Here is an 18,860-nt window from a genome sequence, read left to right as displayed (position 1 = left end):
GGGCCCAGTCGTTGAGCGACAGGGAGCAGCCCGTAGGATGGGTTGAGCCCTTGCGAAACCCATCACTTTATCGCCTTTCGCCATAGTCACTACCGTCATCCGACGGATCGCCGGCCCAATCCACCGGGTAGATCCCGTCCTCGACATGCCGATGGAACGACGAATGCTTCCACTCGCAGACCTGCTTCACCAATCCGTGCTTGACGGGATTGATGTGGACATAGTCGACGTGCCGCGCGAAATCGTTCTCGTCTCGAATGGTGTGCTCCCAATTGCGGCGCTGCCAGATGCCGCGCTCGCCCTTGGCCGCGCGGCTCGCCGAGACCCGTTCGCTGCGCGCCATGCCGCGGGAAAAAGCCGATTTGATCAGCCGCCAACGCGTCGCGAAATCCGCGTCCCCGTCAGGCATCGTCAACACGGTATGAAGATGATCCGGCAGGATGACGATGGCGTCGATCGTGAAGGGATGACGGCGATGCGTCTCGCGGAACACTGAACGCAACAATTCGACATGCATCGTCAGCAACGATCGTCTTCGCTCCGCCAGGTTGACGGTGAAGAAGACGCTTCCGCCGGGGACGAAGTTGCGACGATACGATGTCATGATAACATCGTAGCACAAGTTGCGATGGGTTTCGCGAAGAGCTCAACCCATCCTACGGCCGCACCGTTCTCGTCAGCATCGGAAAATGCTTGTTGCCGCCCTTGAACGGCGGGAACTGGACGAAGTCTGCGCGCATGCGTTGGATCACGTCTGAGGTCAGGGCGTGCGAGAGTGCGGCGGGGCTGTCGAACACCAGCTTGTTGCGCTGCATGTGAGCCTCCCGCCGGGACGGCAGGCGATCGACCCAGTCGATGCCCGAATAGATCTCGACCTGACGGACGTTCGGGAAGGTCCGCATGATCCTTGGATGGTGCTCCAGATAGTGCAGATGCCACGCGTTCAGATCCTCGGGCGGGCCGGGATAGTGGACGAGGTAGCTGCACGGGCTCGTCGTGCCCTCGGGATGCTCGGAGACATCGACGGAAAACGACCGCGTCACCATGGTCTGGTGCGTGACGTCGAGTCCGGCGAGGCTTGGCAGGCCTCCGCCCGCCGCGAGGACAGCGATAACTCCGCCGCGGTCGAGCGCTGCTTCGCAGGCGAAGAGGTCCGGAAAGCGCAATTGGACGGCGAAGGCCGGCCCGGCGCCATCGGCCCTGTAGGGATGCTCGACCGGATGCTCCAGCGGTGTGAACAGCAAGCCTTCGGTCATGCGCGGGACCGATCCGATCATGGCCGCGGCTGCGTCAAGATCGCCGGGGCTGATCCGGCGCGCGCCGGCCGGATCGGAGAAGGTCATGAAGAAGGAGATCATGAGGACATCGCCTCCGCTCCCTTCTCCACGTGCAGGTGCGCCATCAGCGCAGTGCGGATGTCGTCGGGCCAGGGGATGGCATGGTGATCGACGAGCGATGTCGCGGCCAAAACCTGGCGCGCCTTCCAGCGCACGCCGTCTGCGCCCGACACGACGTGCGCCAGATGCAGCGACGCACGGCCGACCTTGCCGATGCGCAAGGCGAACGTCAGGCGATCGCCGAACAGCGACGGCCGGGAGAAATCGCAGGAGAGGTGCACCGTGGGCGTCCCGATCTTGCGGACCGTGATGAGCTCAGGCCAGGGGAATCCGATTCCTGCCCAAAACTCCTCGACGACACCGTTGAGGATGTTGAGGTAGGACGGGAAATAGGCGATGCCCGAAGGATCGCAGTCCCCGAACCGCAGCTCGCGATCGAACGAGAACCTCGTCATCAGATCGCGACAACCGGATGCCTGATGACGCCGACACCGTCGACGCCGGCCTCGACCACGTCGCCCGGCCACAGCCATTCCTGCGGGCTCATGCCGGCGCCGACGCCTTCGGGCGTTCCGGTCGCGATGATATCGCCGGGTTCGAGCGTCATGCCGGAGGAGATGTCGGCGATCAACACCGGGATGTCGAAGATCATGTACTTGGTGTTGGAGTCCTGCTTCATGACACCGTTCTTGGTCAGCCACAGCCGCAGATCATGCGGATTTGGGATCTCGTCCGCGGTCACGATGCATGGGCCGAACGGCGCATAGGTGTCCATACCCTTGGAAAAAATCCACTGGCCGGCGCGGCGATTGTCGCGCGCGGAAATGTCGATCATGACCGAATAGCCGAACACGTGATCCATCGCCTTGTCGGTTGCGATGCGCGTTGCGGTCTTGCCGACGATGACGGCGAGCTCGACCTCCCAGTCGAGCTGCTGGGTCATCTTCGCGTTGTGCTGGATGGCGGCGCCGGGGCCGATCACCGAGGTCGGTGGCTTGGAGAACACAACCGGCTGCTTCGGCAGGTCCTTGCTGGTATCGAGGCTCTTGGCTGACTCAGCGACATGGGCGCGGTAATTCAGCCCGATGCCAAAGATGTTTTTCCGCGGACGCGGAATTGGGGCCTGCAGCTTGACGTCCTCGACGGCAACGGCGGAGCCGGCCGGGAAGCGCCCATTCGCATCCTCCAGAGCATCCCTCAGCGCCGGCAACAGGGTCACACTGTTGTCGATGAACGACAGCATGTCGCTCGGCCATGTCGCGCCGCTGGACGCACCGAGGTGCTCGACATCGACGACCAATCCGTTGACGAGCGCGCCGAGGCGCGCACCGCTGGAGCCCAAAGTATAGGTGACAAGGCGCATGGAGGTTTGATCCGACTCTTTCGGTTGAATTCTGTTGGTGAACGCGTCAGGCGGCGACCGGCTGGTGGCCGGCATTGTCGCCATAGGCCTCTTCCCGGTAGAGACCGAGGCCTTCGATCACGGGCAGATCGTTGAAGCAGAACAGGCAGGCATCCTCGCTGTCAGAGAGATTGCCATGCTCGTGCCAAGCCCAGGACGGCACGCAAAAAATGTCGCGCTCCTGCCACTCGAAGCGTTTGCCGCCGATGACGGAATAGCCGCGGCCCTTGGCGACCTGGTAAATGAAGCTGCCGGTGTGGCGGTGCGACTTGGTACGCTCGCCCGGCCGCAACAACTGCATGCTGGCGCCGATCGTCTGCATCACGTGCCCGCCGGTGATCGGGTTGACGTAATTCATGAGGACGCCGTCATAGCGTGATCCGTCGGTCGCGGCGCCATACTTGCGCAGGGAATCGTAGGTCGGCTCCCACTCATATTTGAACATGGGCGAATAGCCTTTTGACCATCTGGAGTCGGCCGGCCGCAGACCGGGATTGCCCCAGGTCTTGGTCATGTCGTCGACGGGATAGCCGGATTCCTCCTGCTGGACTTTTGGATGCACGACGAAGAAATTGGCTTCGAGCGCATTGACCAGGGGAATGTCGAGGCCGTCCTGCCAGATGCAGACCGAGCCGTCGGCCTCGACGCCATGCTCGTGCCAGGTGCCGTTCGGCGTCAGCACGAAATCGCGCGCGCCCAGCGTCATCTTGTGGCCGTCGACGATGGTGTAGGCACCGGATCCTTCCATGATGAAGCGCAAGGCGGACGCCGAATGCGCATGCGCGGTGGCGACCTCGCCGGGGTGCATCACCTGCAGGCCCGAATAGAGCCAGCCGACGGCAGCCGAGACATCACGGCGGCCGGGATTGTTGAGATAGATCACGCGACGGCCCGCCTTCTCCGGCGAGACCAGCACGACGGAGCGCAGCACGTGCTCGCGCAGATCGTTGTAGCGCCAGAGCACGGGAACGGACGCCGATTGCGGCGCCCACGGTTCGATCTTGTTGGCGACGGTCCAGAGCGCGCCGGCCTCGTATTTTTCGAGATCCTTGTAGTAGGCTTTGAGTTCCGGTGTGTCCTCGACATTGGCCCGGCCGATCACGTTCTCGCGCATCCTGTCCTCCAAAGTCCTATTCCGATCTCAGTGGGATCGGCATGAAGCCCTGCTCCGCGGCAGCGCCCTCACCGCCTGCGAGGTCCAGCGGCGCCAGGGGACGCCGGTTGACCCGCAAATCAAAAACGTCGAAGCGATTATAGTGGCCGACGATGTCGTGCATCTGCTTCGGCTGGATGCAACGTTCGAGGTCGATCTCGGCATAGACGATGCCTTCGTCGTCGATCAGGGACTCGCCGACGACCCGGCCATCGGGCCCGATGATGCCGGAGAAGGCGCTGGATTTCCGCTGCAGCCGCGCACGTGCATCCGGCACGACAGCCTCCATCGCCGTGATGATCTCCTCCGACACGGTCGAGCAGGAGACCACCGTAAAGATCTTGCCTTCGAAGGAGTGGGCAATCGCGCGCAACTTGATCGCCTCCGCCATGTCGTAGTCGGGCGGCGCGACGGGAAGCGAGATGTAGCTTGCGACGTGCACCAGCTCGCCCTGCCCCAGCAGCGCAAACCGCGCCAGCGTGTTGGTGTTCTCGCCGCAGGCCAGGCCTCCGAGGCGCCCGATCTCGGTATCATAGACGCGCAGGCTCGAGCCGTCACCGCCGGTCCAGGTCAGCTTCTCGGCCCAGGTCGGCACCAGCTTGCGGTGCTTGCCGATCAGCGCACCGTCCGGCCCGATGAACACAAGCGTGTTGTAGATCGCACCCAGCGACACCGGGCTGCGCTCGTTGACGCCGAGCACGACGTAACAGCCGGAATCGCGCGCCGCCTTGCGGACGACATCCACCTCCGGCCCCGGAACGAGGACAGAGGCCTTGGCGAGCTTCTCGAACCACGCACTTCCCGTGACGGGATCGGTGATCCAGTTCCAATAGGGATAGCCGGGAACGAAGACCTCGGGGAACGCGACGAGCCTTGCGCCGTTGCGTGCTGCTTCACGCACCAGTGAAGCGGCCTTGTCGGCGGTCGCGCTCGCATCGAGATAGACGGGAGAGGCCTGGACGGCGGCGGCTTTAAAGCGCGGCAGCTTCAGCATTCGGCCCACCCTGTCGCTCCGGCACGACCGCCCGCGGGATCAGATATCCGCTAGACTGACCATGGCCCGGCGTTGACTTACTTCACATGTAAACGTATGCTAACGCATATTTCTGGAGGGTGCAATGGCTGAACGTTCCTTCGCTCGCGAAGTCGAGGATCTTCGGCTCGGCGACGGCGACACCTTTCGCGGTGAAGGCATCCTCGCCATCACCAAGGCCCTGCTGCAATCCGGTGTCGCCTATGTCGGCGGCTACCAGGGCTCGCCGATCTCCCATCTCATGGACGTGCTTGCGGATGCCAAGGACGTGCTCGACGACCTCGGCGTGGTGTTCCAGAGTTCTGCCAATGAAGCGGCTGCCGCGGCGATGCTGTCGGCCTCGGTGATGTATCCCCTGCGTGGCGCGGTCGCCTGGAAGTCGACGGTCGGCACCAACGTCGCCTCCGACGCGCTCGCCAACCTCGCCTCGGGCGGCGTCACCGGCGGCACCATGATCATCGTCGGCGAGGATTATGGCGAAGGCTCCTCCATCATGCAGGAGCGCACCCATGCATTTGCGATGAAGTCGCAGATGTGGCTGCTCGATCCCCGTCCCGACCATGAATGCATCGTCAACCTAATCGAGAAGGGCTTTGAGCTCTCGGAGTTCTCCAATACGCCCGTGATGCTGGAGGTGCGTGTTCGCGCCTGCCACATGCACGGCAGCTTTGCCTGCAAGGACAACGTCAAGCCGGCGCACACCATCAAGGACGCGCTCAACAATCCCAAGCGCGACGTCAACCGCATCGTCCTGCCGCCGGCGGCTTATGAACACGAGCAGGAGAAGATCAAGACGCGCATGCCCGCGGCGATCGGCTTCATCCGCGACCACAAGCTCAATGAATGGATGGGACCTGATGACGGCAAGGTCGGCATCATCATGCAGGGCGGGATGTACAACAACGTCATCCGCGCGCTGCAATATCTGGGACTGTCGGATGCCTACGCGAATACGCAGGTGCCGCTCTACATCATGAACGTCACCTACCCCGTGATCGACACCGAGGTCGCGGAGTTCTGTGTCGGCAAGGACGCGGTGCTGATCGTCGAGGAAGGCCAGCCGGAATATCTGGAGCAGGCGATCAACACCGTGCTGCGGCGCAGGGACATCAATGCGCGCGTCCACGGCAAGGACGTGCTGCCGATGGGCGGCGACTACACCGCGCAGGTGCTGCTCGGCGGCATCAGGGAATTTCTTGACAAGACCGAGCCGCGGCTGCTCGGCAACCGGCCGCCGGCGCCGGACGCAGCCCCTACGCTCAATCATCCCGCGGTCGAAAAACTCAAGCAGGTCGTGCCGGCGCGTCCACCCGGCCTCTGCACCGGCTGCCCGGAGCGGCCGATCTTTGCCGCGATGAAGCTCGTCGAAGAAGAACTCGGCCAGCATCATGTCTCGGCAGACATCGGCTGCCATCTGTTCTCGATCCTGCCGCCCTTCAACATCGGCGCGACGACCATGGGCTTTGGTCTTGGTCCGGCCTCGACCTCGGCCTTCAACGTCAAGGCCGACAAGCGCTCGATCGCCGTGATGGGCGACGGCGGCTTCTGGCACAACGGGCTGACCAGCGGCATCGGCAACGCCGTCTTCAACAAGCATGACGGCGTGTTCGTCATCGTCGACAATTACTACACCTCCGCGACCGGCGGTCAGGACATCCTGTCCTCGCGCGCGGTCAACAAGCGGCGCAACACCAACAACTCGATCGTCCAGGCGGTGAAGGGCATCGGCGGCCAATGGGTGCGGCAGCTCGACCGCACCTACGATGTCGGCAAGATGCGCGACACGCTGAAGGAAGCGCTGACCACGAAGGAGGAAGGCCCAAAGGTCATCGTCGCCTCCTCCGAATGCATGCTGAACAAGCAGCGCCGCGTGAAGCCGCAGATATCAAAGGCGATCAAGGACGGCGCGCGGATCGTCAAGGAGCGTTTTGGCGTCGACGAGGACGTCTGCACCGGCGACCATGCCTGCATCCGGCTCTCGGGCTGCCCTTCCCTGTCCGTCAAGCAGCTCGACGATCCCCTGCGCGACGATCCTGTTGCGGCCATCGACAATTCCTGCGTCGGCTGCGGCAATTGCGGCGAGGTCGCTGAAGCCGCCGTGCTCTGCCCGTCCTTCTATCGCGCCGACGTCATTCACAATCCGACCGGCTGGGACAAGTTCAAATCCAAGGTCGCCATGGCCGTGATCGGCTGGCTGCAGCGGCGGCGTGATCGCCGCCGTCCCGCGCTCGAGGCGCTGGCATGAGAGACGAAACCGTCAGACTGGCGCTGCCTGCCGCTGGAGACGCAACCGAGCGGCCGATCTCGATCGCGATCGTCGCGATGGGCGGCCAGGGCGGCGGTGTCTTGACCGACTGGATCGTGCAGCTCGCGGAGAACCACGGCTGGGTCGCGCAGTCCACCTCGGTGCCCGGCGTCGCCCAGCGCACCGGCGCCACCATCTACTACATCGAGGCGATGCCGCCGCTCGACGGCCGCAAGCCGATCCTGTCGCTGATGCCGACCCCCGGCGACGTCGATGTCGTGATGGCCGCAGAGTTCATGGAGGCCGGCCGCTCGATCCTGCGCGGCCTGGTGACGCCGGACCGCACCACGCTGATCGCCTCCAACCATCGCTCCTTTGCGATCGGAGAAAAGATCGCGCCGGGCAATGGTATCGCCGACAAGGGTGCCGTGTCAGGCGCGATCGGGGTTGCCGCCAAGACCGAGATCATCTTCGATTTGAACGCGCTGGCGATCGCGCATGGCAGCGTGATCTCGGCCGCGATGTTCGGTGCGCTCGCAGGCGCCGGCGTGCTGCCGTTCAGCCGAGAGAGCTATCTCGACGTGATCAAAGCCGGCGAGAAGGGCGCGAAGGCGAGCATCGGGACGTTTGAGGCGGCTTTTGATCGGGTGCAGACGAGGTCCTTTGACGATGCGGCTGCGCCCGCATCCCCGCCGTCCAAGGTGGCGCCCTCCCCTGTGGCCCCGGACGCCCGACTGGCCGGGCTCGTCGCGCGGCTGAAGGAACTGCCGGAGCCTGCGACGGCCATGGCGCGGGCCGGACTGAAGAAGGTGGTCGATTTCCAGGACGTCGCGTATGGCGGCGAATATCTCGACATCCTCGGCGCGCTGCACGCCGCCGATCGGAATGCCGGCGGCGACAGCAAGAGCTTTGCCTTTACGCAGGCGGCGGCAAAGTATCTTGCCAACGCCATGACCTATGACGACGTGATCCGCGTCGCCGATCTCAAGACGCGCGCCAGCCGCCGTGTCAGGATCGAGGGCGAGCTGGAGCTGTCAGAGGGCCAGGTGCTGCAGACCACCGAGTTCATGCATCCCCGCATGGAGGAGGTGATGGGCATGCTGCCGGCCGGCTTTGGCCGCTGGCTTGGCGCAAGGCCCCGCCTGCTCGGCTGGCTCGATCGCCGGGTCAACAAAGGACGGAGGGTGCGGACCTATTCGCTGCCCTGGTTCCTGATGCTTTATGTCGTGGGCGGGATGCGCGGCATGCGCCGCCGCTCGCTGCGCCATGCCGTCGAGACGGCGCATCGGGACGCATGGCTGAAGGCCGCGACGGAGGCTGTTCGCACCAACTACCAGCTCGGCGTCGAGATCCTGCAATGCCGGCGGCTGGTGAAAGGCTATTCCGATACCCATAGCCGGGGGCTTTCCAAATTCGACAAGACGCTGGCCGCGATCAAGCTGGTGGAGCGGCGCGACGATGCCGCCGACTGGGCCCGCCGCCTGCGCGAGGCCGCGCTGAAGGACGGCCCCGGCAAGGAGCTCGACGGTGTCATCCAGACCATCAAGACGTTTGCGTGATGCGGCCGGGATCGCCCAGGATTGCCTGATACGGCGAACAACGTCAGGATCGGCGATCCCGACTGCGATTCCCGGTCCGTTCATCGGAGCGATAATTCCGACAACTGCCTCCCCACCCTCTTGACGAGACGTCTTGTCCGCGATTGGTCATGCAATGCCTGCAGCACTCAAAGACAACATCGTTCCCGTCCAGGGCCAGATCGAGACCCGGCTCTGGCTGCAATTGCTGTCGCTGCATGGCGAGATTTTTGCCTCGCTCAATTCCATGCTGAGCTCGGAGTTCGGCCTGTCGCTGGCAAAGTTCGACGTGCTGGCGCAGCTCGACCGCTATCCGGAGGGGCTCGCGCTCGGGCAGCTGTCGCAGAATTTGAAAGTCTCCGGGGGTAACGTCTCCGGGCTGGTGCAGCGGCTTCTCGCCGACGACCTCATCAGCAAGGCGATGTCGAGCGAGGACCGCCGCTCCTTCATCGTCCGCCTGACGCCGAAGGGCGCGACGCTGTTCCGGAAAGCTGCCGACATTCACAAGAGGCATCTCAGCAAGCGGCTGGAAAATATCCCGGCCCCGGAGCTCGATACCGCACTCGGCGTGTTGCGGTCGCTGTCCCAGAAAATTCGCACCGAGACCAAGAAGCAGAGTCGCAGAAAATAATGGCCAAGGAATCCAAGGGCAAATGGAAGTCCGGTCCGCCGCGGACCAAGGACCAGTTGCAGAGCTACATCCCCTATCTGTTCAATCGCCTCGCCAATCGCTGGAATCTCGACCAGAACCGTGACCTCAGCGAGCACAACATCAACAATGTCGTGTTCCGGACGCTGTCGGTTTTGTTCATCTACAAGACGCTGACGGTCAACGAGGTCGCCGTGCTTGCCGTCACCGAGCAGTCGACGGCGAGCCGCATGGTCGAATCGATGGTGTCCGCGGGCCTCGTCAAGCGCGAGATCGCGGAGGAGGACCAGCGCCGCCGCGTCGTGGCGCTGACGCCCGACGGTGAAGCGCTATTGCGCAAGATCTGGCCGATCATGGAAAACAACTACGACCGACTGACCGAGGGCATCGACCCCGACGAGATCGAAATCTGCGCGCGCGTGCTGGCCAAGATGGTGCAAAACATCCGGCAAAACCAGATTTAAGGCCCCAGCCCGACCAGGCTTGTGCCGCCGCAGACATAGAGCACCTGGCCCGTCACGAAGTCGGACCGCGCGTCGAGGAAGAATTCGATGGCGTGCGCGACGTCCTCGCGCGAGCCGAGCCGTCCGACCGGCACGTTGCGCGCCATCTGCTCCTGCCGCTCCGAGCCTTTTGGGATGATGCCCCAAAAATTGTCGGTGAGGATCGGGCCGGGTGCGACCACGTTCACGGTGATTCCGCCGGACGCCAGTTCGAGCGCCCAGGTCCGCGCCAGCCCGTGCACGCCGGCCTTGGTCGCCGAATAGGCCGAACGCGTCGCAGCCCCCATCGCCGCGCGCGACGAGACGAACACGATGCGGCCGAAGCGGCGCGACTTCATGCCCTCCAGCGCGGCCTGGGTCAAAAGCATCGGCGCGCCCAGATGCAATTGCGCCAGCGTCAAAATGTCCTCAGGCTTTGCGTCGGGCAGCAGGTTCGGCAGGATGACGCCGGCATTGTGCACGATGCGGTCGATCGCATGGTCGCGGCAGATTTTTTGCGCGATCGTGCGGGTCTCCTCGATGCTGGTCAGATCCGCGCGATAGGCCGAGAGCAAGTCGTGCGTCCAGTCCGGCTTCTCCAGCCCGACCGAGACGACGCGCTGGCCCTTCTCGACCAACCGCTTGGCAAGCGCTTCGCCGATGCCGGAATTGCCCCCGGTGATGAGCGTGGTGTAGATGTCGCTCATGATCAGACCTGCCGCTTCTTGAGATCACGCAAATCGAAGAAGGCGCCCTCGCGCATCAGTTTGGCGACAAAATCCTTCAAGCCGCCGCGCTGGATCTTTTCCGTTGCGGTCAGCGGCAGGCGATCGACGAAGGCGATCCAGCCCGGCGCCTTGTAATAGGCCATTTGCTCCAGGCTCCAGCGCACGATGTCTTCGGCGAGCGCGCGATCCGCGCCCGCCTGCTCGGCGATGATGACGGCCGCGACCTCGTCGCCACGCACCTGGTCGGGCGTGGCGGCCACTGCGGCCTGCCGGATCGCGGGATGGCGATTGAGCACGGACTCGACCTCGACAGCGGCAATGTTCTCGCCGGAGCGGCGGATGACGTTCTTCTTGCGATCGACGAAGTGAAGATCACCATCCGCATCGCGCGAGACGATATCGCCGGTGTGCAGCCAGCCGCCGGCCCACGCCTCGTCGGTGGCTTCCCGGTTCTTCAGATATTCCCGAAAGAAACCGTACCGGGGGTTTGCGCCCGCGCGACGCACCAGAAGCTCGCCCGGTGCTCCCACCGCTGCTTCATTCCCGCCGTCATCGACAATACGAACGTCCACCTCGGGTGCCGGGCGGCCAAAACAGGAGGTGCCGACCTTGCGCGGCTCGACATTGGCGGCGATCACGCCGCCGCTGCCGGTCTCGGTCATCGCCCAGGCCTCCAGCAGCGGAAAGCCGAAACGTTCCTCGAACGGCGCGTGCAGGAGCTTGTCGACGCCGGCGCCGAAGCCGAAGCGGACGGTGTGCGCGCGATCCTGCTCAGAGGCAGGCGCGCTCATCAGCATCGACGGCATGACGCCGAGATAATGCAGGCAGGTGGCGCGGCTGTCGCGCACCGACTGCCACCAGGTGCGCGGATGGAAGCGGTCGAGCATGGTCAGGCTGCCGCCGACCGAGAGCATCGCCATCAGCGACACCGCCATCGCATTCATGTGGAACAGCGGCAGCGGCGTGATCATCCGCTCGCTGTCAGGTTTCAGGCCGATCAGCCCGCCGGCGTCGCGATACCAGTTTCCGGAATGCAGAAAGTATTCGTTGGTGAGCACGCAGCCCTTAGGCTGCCCTGTGGTCCCCGAGGTGTAGAGCAGTGCGCATTCGGTCGCGCTGTTACCGGCGCTTGCCGGCCGCGGACCGCCGAAGGGCGCGGGAATGTCGTCGGCCTCGGACACGACCGGAATCGGCCGGCCGGCCTGACGGGCTGCGGTCGCGACTTCTTCACGCCGCTCGGCGAGCACGAAGGCTGCGCTCATCTCGGAATGGGCGATGATGTATTCGAGCTCGCTCATCCGCAAATCCGGATTGATCGGCACGACGGAGACGCCGAGCGCGTTCAGCGCGAACCAGAGCTCGATGAACTCGGGGCGGTTCTGGAGCAGCAGCCCAACCCGGTGGCCTTCGCCGTAGCCGCGGCCTGCGAATGCCGCGCGCCGGCGCTCGACGCGGTCAAGCATGGCGGCATAAGAAATCTCGCCAGCCGCGATGCCGTAGATGCCAGCCGTTTCCGGCAGCACGTTGAAGAAGCCGGCCGCGCCCCGGCGCAGCGCGGTGTCACGAAAGCGGGCGAATACCGTCGTCGCAGCGGTCAAGGTCTGCTCACATGAAAAGCTGGATGTTGCCGAACGGCGCGTCGAAATTGACGAGATCGACGCGCTTGAGCTTGATCTTCAGGCTATCGCCGACCTGAACCAGATCGTGGGACGCCCATCCCGAAAACCGCTCCAGCAAATCGCCGCGCGTCTCCGTGTAGATGTAGGACGTCTTCGCCTTGAAAACGCCGGCCGCCGGGTCGCAGGCAACGATCTGCGGGGCCTGGAGCAGATGGTGGCAGCGGCTCTTCGGCTTCTGGCTGAAGGTGCGTTCGCCGGCCAGGCGTTCGACCCGCACCTTGAGCAGCAACAGGTCCTCGTACATCAGCGACGGCTGGAGCACCGGATCCTGCTGCTGCCACTCCATCGGCATCCAGTAGCGTCCCTCCGCATGGAACAGGTCGAGCCAAGCCTGCCATTGCATCGTATCGAGAAGTTCGGCCTCCCGGTAGATGAAGTCGGTGATCGTCTTCTCCGTGATCATTCCGCGGCCTCGACCTGCTTGTCCATGTCCATGGTCATGAACTTGGCCCAGGCATGAAACTGGTTCCGCATCTGGCGCTCGGAGGTGCCGTTGATGACAGCGGTCGCATCGGCCTCCTCGCCGTCCTCATAGAGACGCTGCAGATTGACCCATTGGTTGCCGTTGGACTTCAGCCCTTCCTGCGCGCGCTCGTACATTTCGAGATCGTCGTGGCCGACGATCGAGGTCGGCGCGTTGATGAAGCGGTTGTACATCAGCGCGCGCTCGTATAGCTTGTCGGGCGCGCCAACGAGCCGATAGACCCAGCTCTCGACCAGCGTCTTGTCCACCGCGATCGGGATGAAGTTGCGCAAGATCTGCACGGCACCCTTCACCATGATGTTCGGGAAATAGACGGTGTTGTGCCGGACTTCGCCGAGGATCTCGTGCGCCCGCTGTTCACCGTAGGCCGCGACCATCTGGCCGAGATAGCCTTCGACATCCGAATAGTTCGAATGGATCGAGTTGGCGACGCCGGTATGGCCGTGGCCGTTCGGCCAGATCCGGATGCCACTCTGCTCGTAGAACTCGTACGGGCTCATGAAGGGCCCGTAGAGCTGCACCGCCATCGGCGTTTCCGTGGCATCGCCCTGCTCGCACTTCCAGACCTTCACTGCGGTGCCGGCCGAGCTCTCATGCGCGACCATGGGATGGCAGGTGTCGGTCTGGTTCTCGACCAGCATCTTCCAATTGCAGGTGTGCATGTAGCGGATCGGTGCCGCCATCACGGCGAGCTTCCCCTCCGGCGAACGGTCCACCATGTTGTCGATGGTCGACAGGCTCTCGCCAAAATAATCCTCGAAGGACACGCCGGTGTCGTTCAGCCGCGCGAAGATGAAGTCTCGGTAGATTTTGACGTTCTTGATCCTCGACAGCCCCTCATTGGCCTTCGCATCGCCAAAGCCGGTGCCCTCATAGCCTTTCTTCAGGGGGATCGCGAGCAGCGAGCCGTCGGTCTTGAACGACCAGGCGTGATAGGGGCAACGGAAGAACTTTCCGGTGTGGCCGCAGGGCTCGGAGGCGATCTTCACGCCCTTGTGCGGACAGCGGTTATAGAAGACGTGGATCGAGCCGTCGATGTGGCGGCTTGCCATCACCGGCTGGCGGCCGATGTTGGCGGTGATGAAGTCGCCGGGCTTCGACAGCTGGCTCGCATGTCCGACATAGATCCAGCTGTTCGGGAACAGATGCTCCATCTCGAGATCAAAAACCTCGGGATCGACATAGACGTCGCGGTGAACTTCGGCCTCGCGCACCAGCGCTTGAATCGCGCCGGCATTCTGTCCGTATCTTGCCATGGTGTCCCTCACCTCCCCTTAGAGATCCAGCACCAGCCGTTCCGACTTCGCGCGCGACACGCAGATCTGCATCACCTTGTTCGATGCCTTCTCGTCGTCGCTGAGGATGACGTCGCGATGGTCAGGCACCCCTTCGATCACGCCGCACTGGCAGATGCCGCAGTCGCCGCGCTGGCAGTCGTAGAGAACGTCGAGCCCCGCCGCTTCCAGCGCCTGGATGATGCTCTGGCCGGCCGCAACAGTGACCACCTGTCCGGTCGATTTAAGCTCGACCTCAAAGGGCTTGTCGGGCGAAGACGGCTGCTCCGCCTTGAAGAGCTCATAATGGATCCGATCCGCAGGAATACCCCGGGCGAGCGCGGCCGCCTTCACCGCATCGATCATGCCTGCGGGACCACAGGCGTAGACGTGCGCGCCTGCGGGCGCATCGCCAAGCGCTGCCGCGATATCAAGCCGGGAGTCGTCGCTGTCGTAGTGGACGGACAGACTCTCCGCGCAAATCGTCTGCAACTGCGGCAGGAAGGCCAACAGTCCTTCCGTCCGGCCGGCGTAGTGCACCCGGTAAGGAATGCCCTGCGCCTTCAGCTTCGCCGCCATCGACAGGATCGGCGTGATGCCGATTCCGCCGGCGAACAGCAGCGCCGGCGAACGGTCCTCGTGCAAACCAAAATTGTTGACTGGTCCCGTCGCGGTGACGACGTCGCCGACCTTGAGCGCATGCATGAACTGGGAGCCGCCGGTACTCTGTTGCTCACGCAGTACGCCGAGCGCCAACGTCCCCTCGGGCAAATCCGGCAGGGCCATCAAGGAGTAAGGCCGGTCGCCCCCGCTCGGAAGCGACACGCGGATATGCGCACCAGCCTGCCACTCAGGGACGCTTCCGCCGTCCACGCCGAACACAAGGCTCCGAATGAACGGTGTCTCCGCAGCGACCGACTGCACCTTGAGTCTCAGCGGATGCGCGTCCATTCAGGCATCTCGAGTTATATGAATTTGCATATTTTTAGACATGTAATAATTCGTTGTCAATCGGCCTGGGGGGAAGGCCGGGGTCGAGCGCAGCCGGCGTGGGAAGATGGGCTCGGAACGAGCGAAGTCGTTGCGGAAGGACGGCGCCCCAACTACCGCCGTCATGCCCCGCGCAGGCGGGGCATCCAGTACGCCGCAGCTTCTCCGTATTCGTCGCCGTCTCTGGAATACTGGATCGCCCGCCTTCGCGGGCGATGACAGCGGCGTGCGTGGAAGCGCCCTACGACTTCCGCTTGCCGGGATCGCTGTCGGGGCTGTCGGGCTTCTGGAACATCAACAGCGGGCGGAAGATGAATCGCGCATAGGCCTCGTAGTGGCGCTGGGTCGAGAGAGCGTACTTCAACGGCGTCGCGTAGCTCGCCTCGAAGGTCATCGACGGCGCGTAGGTAAAGGAGAAGCCGGTGCCCACCGAGGCCAGTTCGACGATGCCGGGGAACGTCGAATAGACCGCGCCCCAATCGGCGAAGACGTAGGTATCAAAGCCCCTGAGCCAGTTCGACCAGTTGTAGTGCAGCTCGGCGTTGACATAATAGCCGCTGTCGCCCGCGACCGCGTTGGTCGGATAGCCGCGCACGGTGGTCGGCCCGCCGATCGAAAAGATCTGGTCGCCCGGCAACAGTTTTTCCTGCGTGTACTGCCAGCTCGCCAAAAAATTGACGCTGAAGTTGGGCGGCCCGCCGGCCGCCGACGCGATCATCGTGCCGGTATAGGTGTTGAAGGTGCGGTTGTTGCCCAGCACGTGGTCGTGCCATTCGATGTAGTTCACGGCAGGCGAGACGGTCACGGAATAGTTGTCGCCGAAGCGGCTCAGAGCGAAGCCGCCGGTTGCCTTGTCATAGTGGTCGTTGGTGGTGGCGACGTCGACGAAGCGGCTGATCGTCTTGCCTTCGGTCTGGGCGGCGTTGAGCAGCAGCATCCAGTTCTGGGTCACCCAGACCGGCTGGCTGAAATTGACCGAAGCCTGGCTCGAGCGTCCGGTGACGTCGAGTGCGACGAACGGCCCCTGGATGATCTTGATCTGGCCCTGCGTGTAGCTGACGCCGACGCGCCCGCCCCACGGATTCACCGGGATGCTGTAGGCGACGTTGCCGTTGAGGTTGCCGTCCGACCGTACGCCATAGAAGGTCAGACGGTCGTCGACGCCGAACAGGCCGTGGCGCTTGTAGAACATGCCGCCTTCCCACCGGCCGGTATTCTGGACGCCCTGATTGTCCACGAAGAGCTGCCAGGTATCGACCGGCGGCTCGATGACCGCGAATTGCAGGTCGGTCAGGCCAAAATTCGTTCCCGGCTGTAACAGCGCCTTGATCTGCACGTCATTGGTCCGGTTGAACCAGATCACGTCCCGATTGAGCTTGGGAACGTCGAGCACCTCGCCGACGGGTTCCTTCACCCGCTGGAGGATGTAGTCGGTGCGGGTCTGCTGATTGCCCGTGACGGCCATCTTCTCGAGACGCCCTTCGGTGAGCTTGACGCGAACGACGCCGTCCTTGGCATCCTGCTCCGGCAAGGTCGCAATCGCCGTGACGATGCCGCGCTCGGTATAGATGGCATTGATGTCTGCGACCAGCTGGAGCAGCGTCGCGATGTCGGCGTCCTTGCCGACATATTTCTTCGCGATCTCGTCGAGCTCCGCCGGCGTGATGAACTTCGAGGTGTCGAACTCGACCTTGCGCAGCTTGAATTTGGGTCCGCCGGGCTTCAAGAGCGGCGCCTTTTCCCGCTCGCCGCCGATCACCGCAGGACCCTGGATCTTCGGTGGCGCGCTGCGCTGCTCGAGCTGCTGGCGCTGGCGGTCGATGTCGTTCTGGATCACGCCGGGATTGATCTGCTGGATCTGCGCGCGCGCCGGGACGATGCAGGAAACTGCAAATCCGATCCCCAGCGCTGCCCCAAGCCCCCGCATCGTCGTTACTCGATCCCGTTACCTGGCCTCGGCGAAATGGCCGAGGTCTGGCTTCGCCGCTCCGGTCACGGCCGCGTCCTTCCAACCCGCACGACCGGCGCGCTGGCCCGGCTGATGACGCCGTAGCTTGCGCATGTCGCTGAGGCCTTCGACGTTGACGGCGGGGCCCGCGCCGATCGCCTCGACCGGCCGCGGCGTCAGCAGCGCGTCCAGCCGCGCATGGCCGGAGAGGCCGAGCAGGTAGAACGTCCCTGCCCCGCCCTTCTGCGCCAGCCAGGTATCGATGGTCTCGGTGCCCTCGCCGTCGATCGACACGTTGCGCAGCATGCTGGCGCCCGTATAGGCGTTGCAGCAGGTGTGCGACGACCCGTAATTGGTGACGGTGGCCGAGATGTCGCCGGTGTAGAACACGACATAGCTGTTGCTGATGTTGGCGTTGCCGATCTGGCTCATCGTGAACACGCCACCGGGCTGGTAGAGCTGCAAAGTCGGCCAGGCCGACGGCGCCGGCGAGCGGTTGTTCAGCAGCACTTGCTGAGTTGCCGTGGTCAGCATCAGCTGGCCGGGCACGTAGCCGTTCACGATGCTGACGGCCGGCGCGTCGGTGATGAAGTTCGCGTCCACTACCCGGAACTGGTTGATGATGATCGCGTCCGGGTCGATGAAGACGTTGGCCGTCGTCGCGGTCCCGCCGTTGTAGCCGGTGATGTTCATGATCAGCGGGATCGACGGGTTGGATTTGATCTGCTCGCCCTTGACGTTGATCGTGTTGGCCGCGAGGTCCAGCTCCTTGACCACGCTGACGAAGCCGATGGTCAGGTCGCCGGGCGATGCCAGCTTGACGGTGTTGCCGCGAATGCGGTCGAGCGCGATCGATCCAGCCGATTCGAAGTGCGTGTCGCCGTTCGCCGACAGTGATCCGCCGCGGATCGAGCCGGCGTCGGAGCGCAGGTTGATGTCGCCGGCATCACCCGGGATGCCGTTGGTGGTGAGCTGGCTGAAGACGATGTCGCCATGGGCCTGGAGCGACTGCGTGCCACCGCTGACGGCCGTGCCGAGCGTGATCCCGCCGGTCGTCGCGGTGATGCCGAGCGTGCCCGCGACCTGGAGGTTATCCCAGCGGACGATTTGGCCCTGGAGCAGCGCATTGCCGGTGGCCACCGTCAGGTTGTGGCCGGTGTTGGAGGTCGCCGCGATCAGGCTCACGGAGCCGTGGGCGTCGACCGAACCTAGCGTGGTCACGCCGCCCGAGGTCACCGTCTGCGCCAGCAGGAAGCCGGTGTTGGCGTTGACGTTGATGCTGCCTGCATCGCCGGTCACGCCGGTCGCGGTCAGTGCGTTGAACGTCACGTTCTGATGGGCGTGGATCGTCTGCGTGCCGCCGCTCTGCGCCGTCTTGAGGGTGATGCTGTCCTGGCTCGAGGTGATGCCGAGCGCCCTCGCGACATCAAGCGTGTTCCAGTTGACCGCACCGCTCGCGGTGAGCGAGCCGGCGCCGGTCGCTGCCGACAGCGTGTTGCCGGTGATGGTCGTGGCGGCCACCAGTGTCGCCGAGCCGTGGGCCGCGACCGAACCTTGCGTGGTGACCCCACCCGAGGCCACCGTCTGCGCCAGGATGAAGCCGGTGTCGGCATTGACGTTGATGCCGCCGGCATCGCCGGTCACGCCGGTCGCGGTCAGTGCGTTGAACGTCACGTCCTGATGGGCGTGGATCGTCTGCGTGCCGCCGCTCTGCGCCGTCTTGAGGACGATGCTGCCCTGGCTCGAGGTGATCCCGAGTGCCTTGGCGATATCAAGAGAGTTCCAGTTGACCGCACCGCTCGCGGTGAGCGCGCCGGCGCCGGTCGCCGTCGACAGCGTGTTGCCGCTGATGCTCGTGGCGGCGACGAGCGTGGCCGAA

At 64.0% G+C, this 18,860-nt stretch carries 17 protein-coding genes; 4 read left to right on the top strand and 13 right to left on the bottom strand.

The genetic code is table 11. The features are described from left to right. Positions 1 to 67: 67 nt before the first annotated feature. From JQ632_RS00085 to JQ632_RS00060, 6 genes are read right to left on the bottom strand one after another with little or no spacing between them, the layout of a single operon-like run. Positions 68 to 604, bottom strand: coding sequence for an REP-associated tyrosine transposase (locus JQ632_RS00085; protein ID WP_212400187.1), 537 nt, complete (start codon positions 602 to 604; stop codon positions 68 to 70). A 52-nt stretch (positions 605 to 656) separates the two neighbouring features. After that, positions 657 to 1,358, bottom strand: a complete 702-nt coding sequence (locus tag JQ632_RS00080; RefSeq protein ID WP_212400186.1) for a hypothetical protein — start codon at positions 1,356 to 1,358, stop codon at positions 657 to 659. Next, complete coding sequence (locus tag JQ632_RS00075) at positions 1,355 to 1,792, bottom strand: thioesterase family protein (protein ID WP_212400185.1); 438 nt, start codon at positions 1,790 to 1,792, stop codon at positions 1,355 to 1,357. Before JQ632_RS00075 ends, JQ632_RS00080 begins: the two co-directional genes overlap by 4 nt. Continuing rightward, positions 1,792 to 2,700: a fumarylacetoacetate hydrolase family protein gene (locus JQ632_RS00070; RefSeq protein ID WP_212400184.1), complete on the bottom strand. Its 909-nt coding sequence runs from the start codon at positions 2,698 to 2,700 to the stop codon at positions 1,792 to 1,794. Before JQ632_RS00070 ends, JQ632_RS00075 begins: the two co-directional genes overlap by 1 nt. 46 nt (positions 2,701 to 2,746) lie before the next feature. After that, positions 2,747 to 3,853, bottom strand: coding sequence for a cupin domain-containing protein (locus tag JQ632_RS00065; RefSeq protein ID WP_212400183.1), 1,107 nt, complete (start codon positions 3,851 to 3,853; stop codon positions 2,747 to 2,749). A 16-nt stretch (positions 3,854 to 3,869) separates the two neighbouring features. Then, positions 3,870 to 4,886 carry a carbon-nitrogen hydrolase family protein gene (locus JQ632_RS00060; RefSeq protein WP_212400182.1) on the bottom strand — a complete coding sequence of 339 codons (1,017 nt, stop codon included), beginning with the start codon at positions 4,884 to 4,886 and terminating at the stop codon, positions 3,870 to 3,872. Positions 4,887 to 5,010: 124 nt separating this feature from the next. Between JQ632_RS00060 and JQ632_RS00055 the strand changes: the two genes are divergently transcribed. The 4 genes from JQ632_RS00055 (at position 5,011) to JQ632_RS00040 (ending at position 9,860) form a co-directional block, all read left to right on the top strand. Beyond that, positions 5,011 to 7,170 (top strand): indolepyruvate ferredoxin oxidoreductase subunit alpha, encoded by a 2,160-nt coding sequence (locus JQ632_RS00055; RefSeq protein ID WP_212400181.1) that lies wholly within the window; start codon positions 5,011 to 5,013, stop codon positions 7,168 to 7,170. After that, the gene (locus tag JQ632_RS00050) at positions 7,167 to 8,729 is read left to right on the top strand and encodes an indolepyruvate oxidoreductase subunit beta family protein (protein ID WP_212400180.1); all 1,563 of its coding nucleotides are present in this window, start codon (positions 7,167 to 7,169) and stop codon (positions 8,727 to 8,729) included. The genes JQ632_RS00055 and JQ632_RS00050 overlap by 4 nt, the downstream gene beginning before the upstream one ends. Before the next feature lie 154 nt (positions 8,730 to 8,883). After that, positions 8,884 to 9,378 (top strand): MarR family winged helix-turn-helix transcriptional regulator, encoded by a 495-nt coding sequence (locus tag JQ632_RS00045; protein ID WP_212400179.1) that lies wholly within the window; start codon positions 8,884 to 8,886, stop codon positions 9,376 to 9,378. Then, positions 9,378 to 9,860 carry a MarR family winged helix-turn-helix transcriptional regulator gene (locus JQ632_RS00040; protein ID WP_212400178.1) on the top strand — a complete coding sequence of 161 codons (483 nt, stop codon included), beginning with the start codon at positions 9,378 to 9,380 and terminating at the stop codon, positions 9,858 to 9,860. Before JQ632_RS00045 ends, JQ632_RS00040 begins: the two co-directional genes overlap by 1 nt. Here the strand turns inward: JQ632_RS00040 and JQ632_RS00035 are convergent. The 7 genes from JQ632_RS00035 to JQ632_RS00005 form a co-directional block, all read right to left on the bottom strand. Further along, positions 9,857 to 10,585 carry an SDR family NAD(P)-dependent oxidoreductase gene (locus tag JQ632_RS00035; protein WP_212400177.1) on the bottom strand — a complete coding sequence of 243 codons (729 nt, stop codon included), beginning with the start codon at positions 10,583 to 10,585 and terminating at the stop codon, positions 9,857 to 9,859. The genes JQ632_RS00040 and JQ632_RS00035 overlap by 4 nt on opposite strands. 2 nt (positions 10,586 to 10,587) lie before the next feature. Beyond that, the gene (locus tag JQ632_RS00030; protein WP_212400176.1) at positions 10,588 to 12,204 is read right to left on the bottom strand and encodes an ATP-dependent acyl-CoA ligase; all 1,617 of its coding nucleotides are present in this window, start codon (positions 12,202 to 12,204) and stop codon (positions 10,588 to 10,590) included. Between the two features lie 7 nt (positions 12,205 to 12,211). Beyond that, entirely contained in the window at positions 12,212 to 12,688 is a 477-nt protein-coding gene (locus JQ632_RS00025) for an aromatic-ring-hydroxylating dioxygenase subunit beta (protein ID WP_212400175.1), read from the bottom strand. Continuing rightward, positions 12,685 to 14,025, bottom strand: coding sequence for an aromatic ring-hydroxylating dioxygenase subunit alpha (locus JQ632_RS00020; protein WP_212400174.1), 1,341 nt, complete (start codon positions 14,023 to 14,025; stop codon positions 12,685 to 12,687). Before JQ632_RS00020 ends, JQ632_RS00025 begins: the two co-directional genes overlap by 4 nt. Positions 14,026 to 14,043: 18 nt before the next feature. After that, positions 14,044 to 14,994, bottom strand: coding sequence for a PDR/VanB family oxidoreductase (locus JQ632_RS00015; protein WP_212400173.1), 951 nt, complete (start codon positions 14,992 to 14,994; stop codon positions 14,044 to 14,046). 280 nt (positions 14,995 to 15,274) lie between these two features. Continuing rightward, a complete protein-coding gene (locus JQ632_RS00010; RefSeq protein WP_212400172.1) occupies positions 15,275 to 16,960 on the bottom strand; it encodes a ShlB/FhaC/HecB family hemolysin secretion/activation protein in 1,686 nt (561 codons plus the stop codon). 18 nt (positions 16,961 to 16,978) lie between these two features. Continuing rightward, a partial coding sequence (locus JQ632_RS00005) for a beta strand repeat-containing protein (protein ID WP_409363456.1) occupies positions 16,979 to 18,860 on the bottom strand: 1,882 nt, incomplete at its 5' end.

Origin of the sequence: Bradyrhizobium liaoningense, from assembly GCF_018130955.1 — a bacterium.
GTDB lineage: Bacteria > Pseudomonadota > Alphaproteobacteria > Rhizobiales > Xanthobacteraceae > Bradyrhizobium > Bradyrhizobium liaoningense_C.
This window is presented reverse-complemented; position numbering and strand designations above follow the sequence as displayed.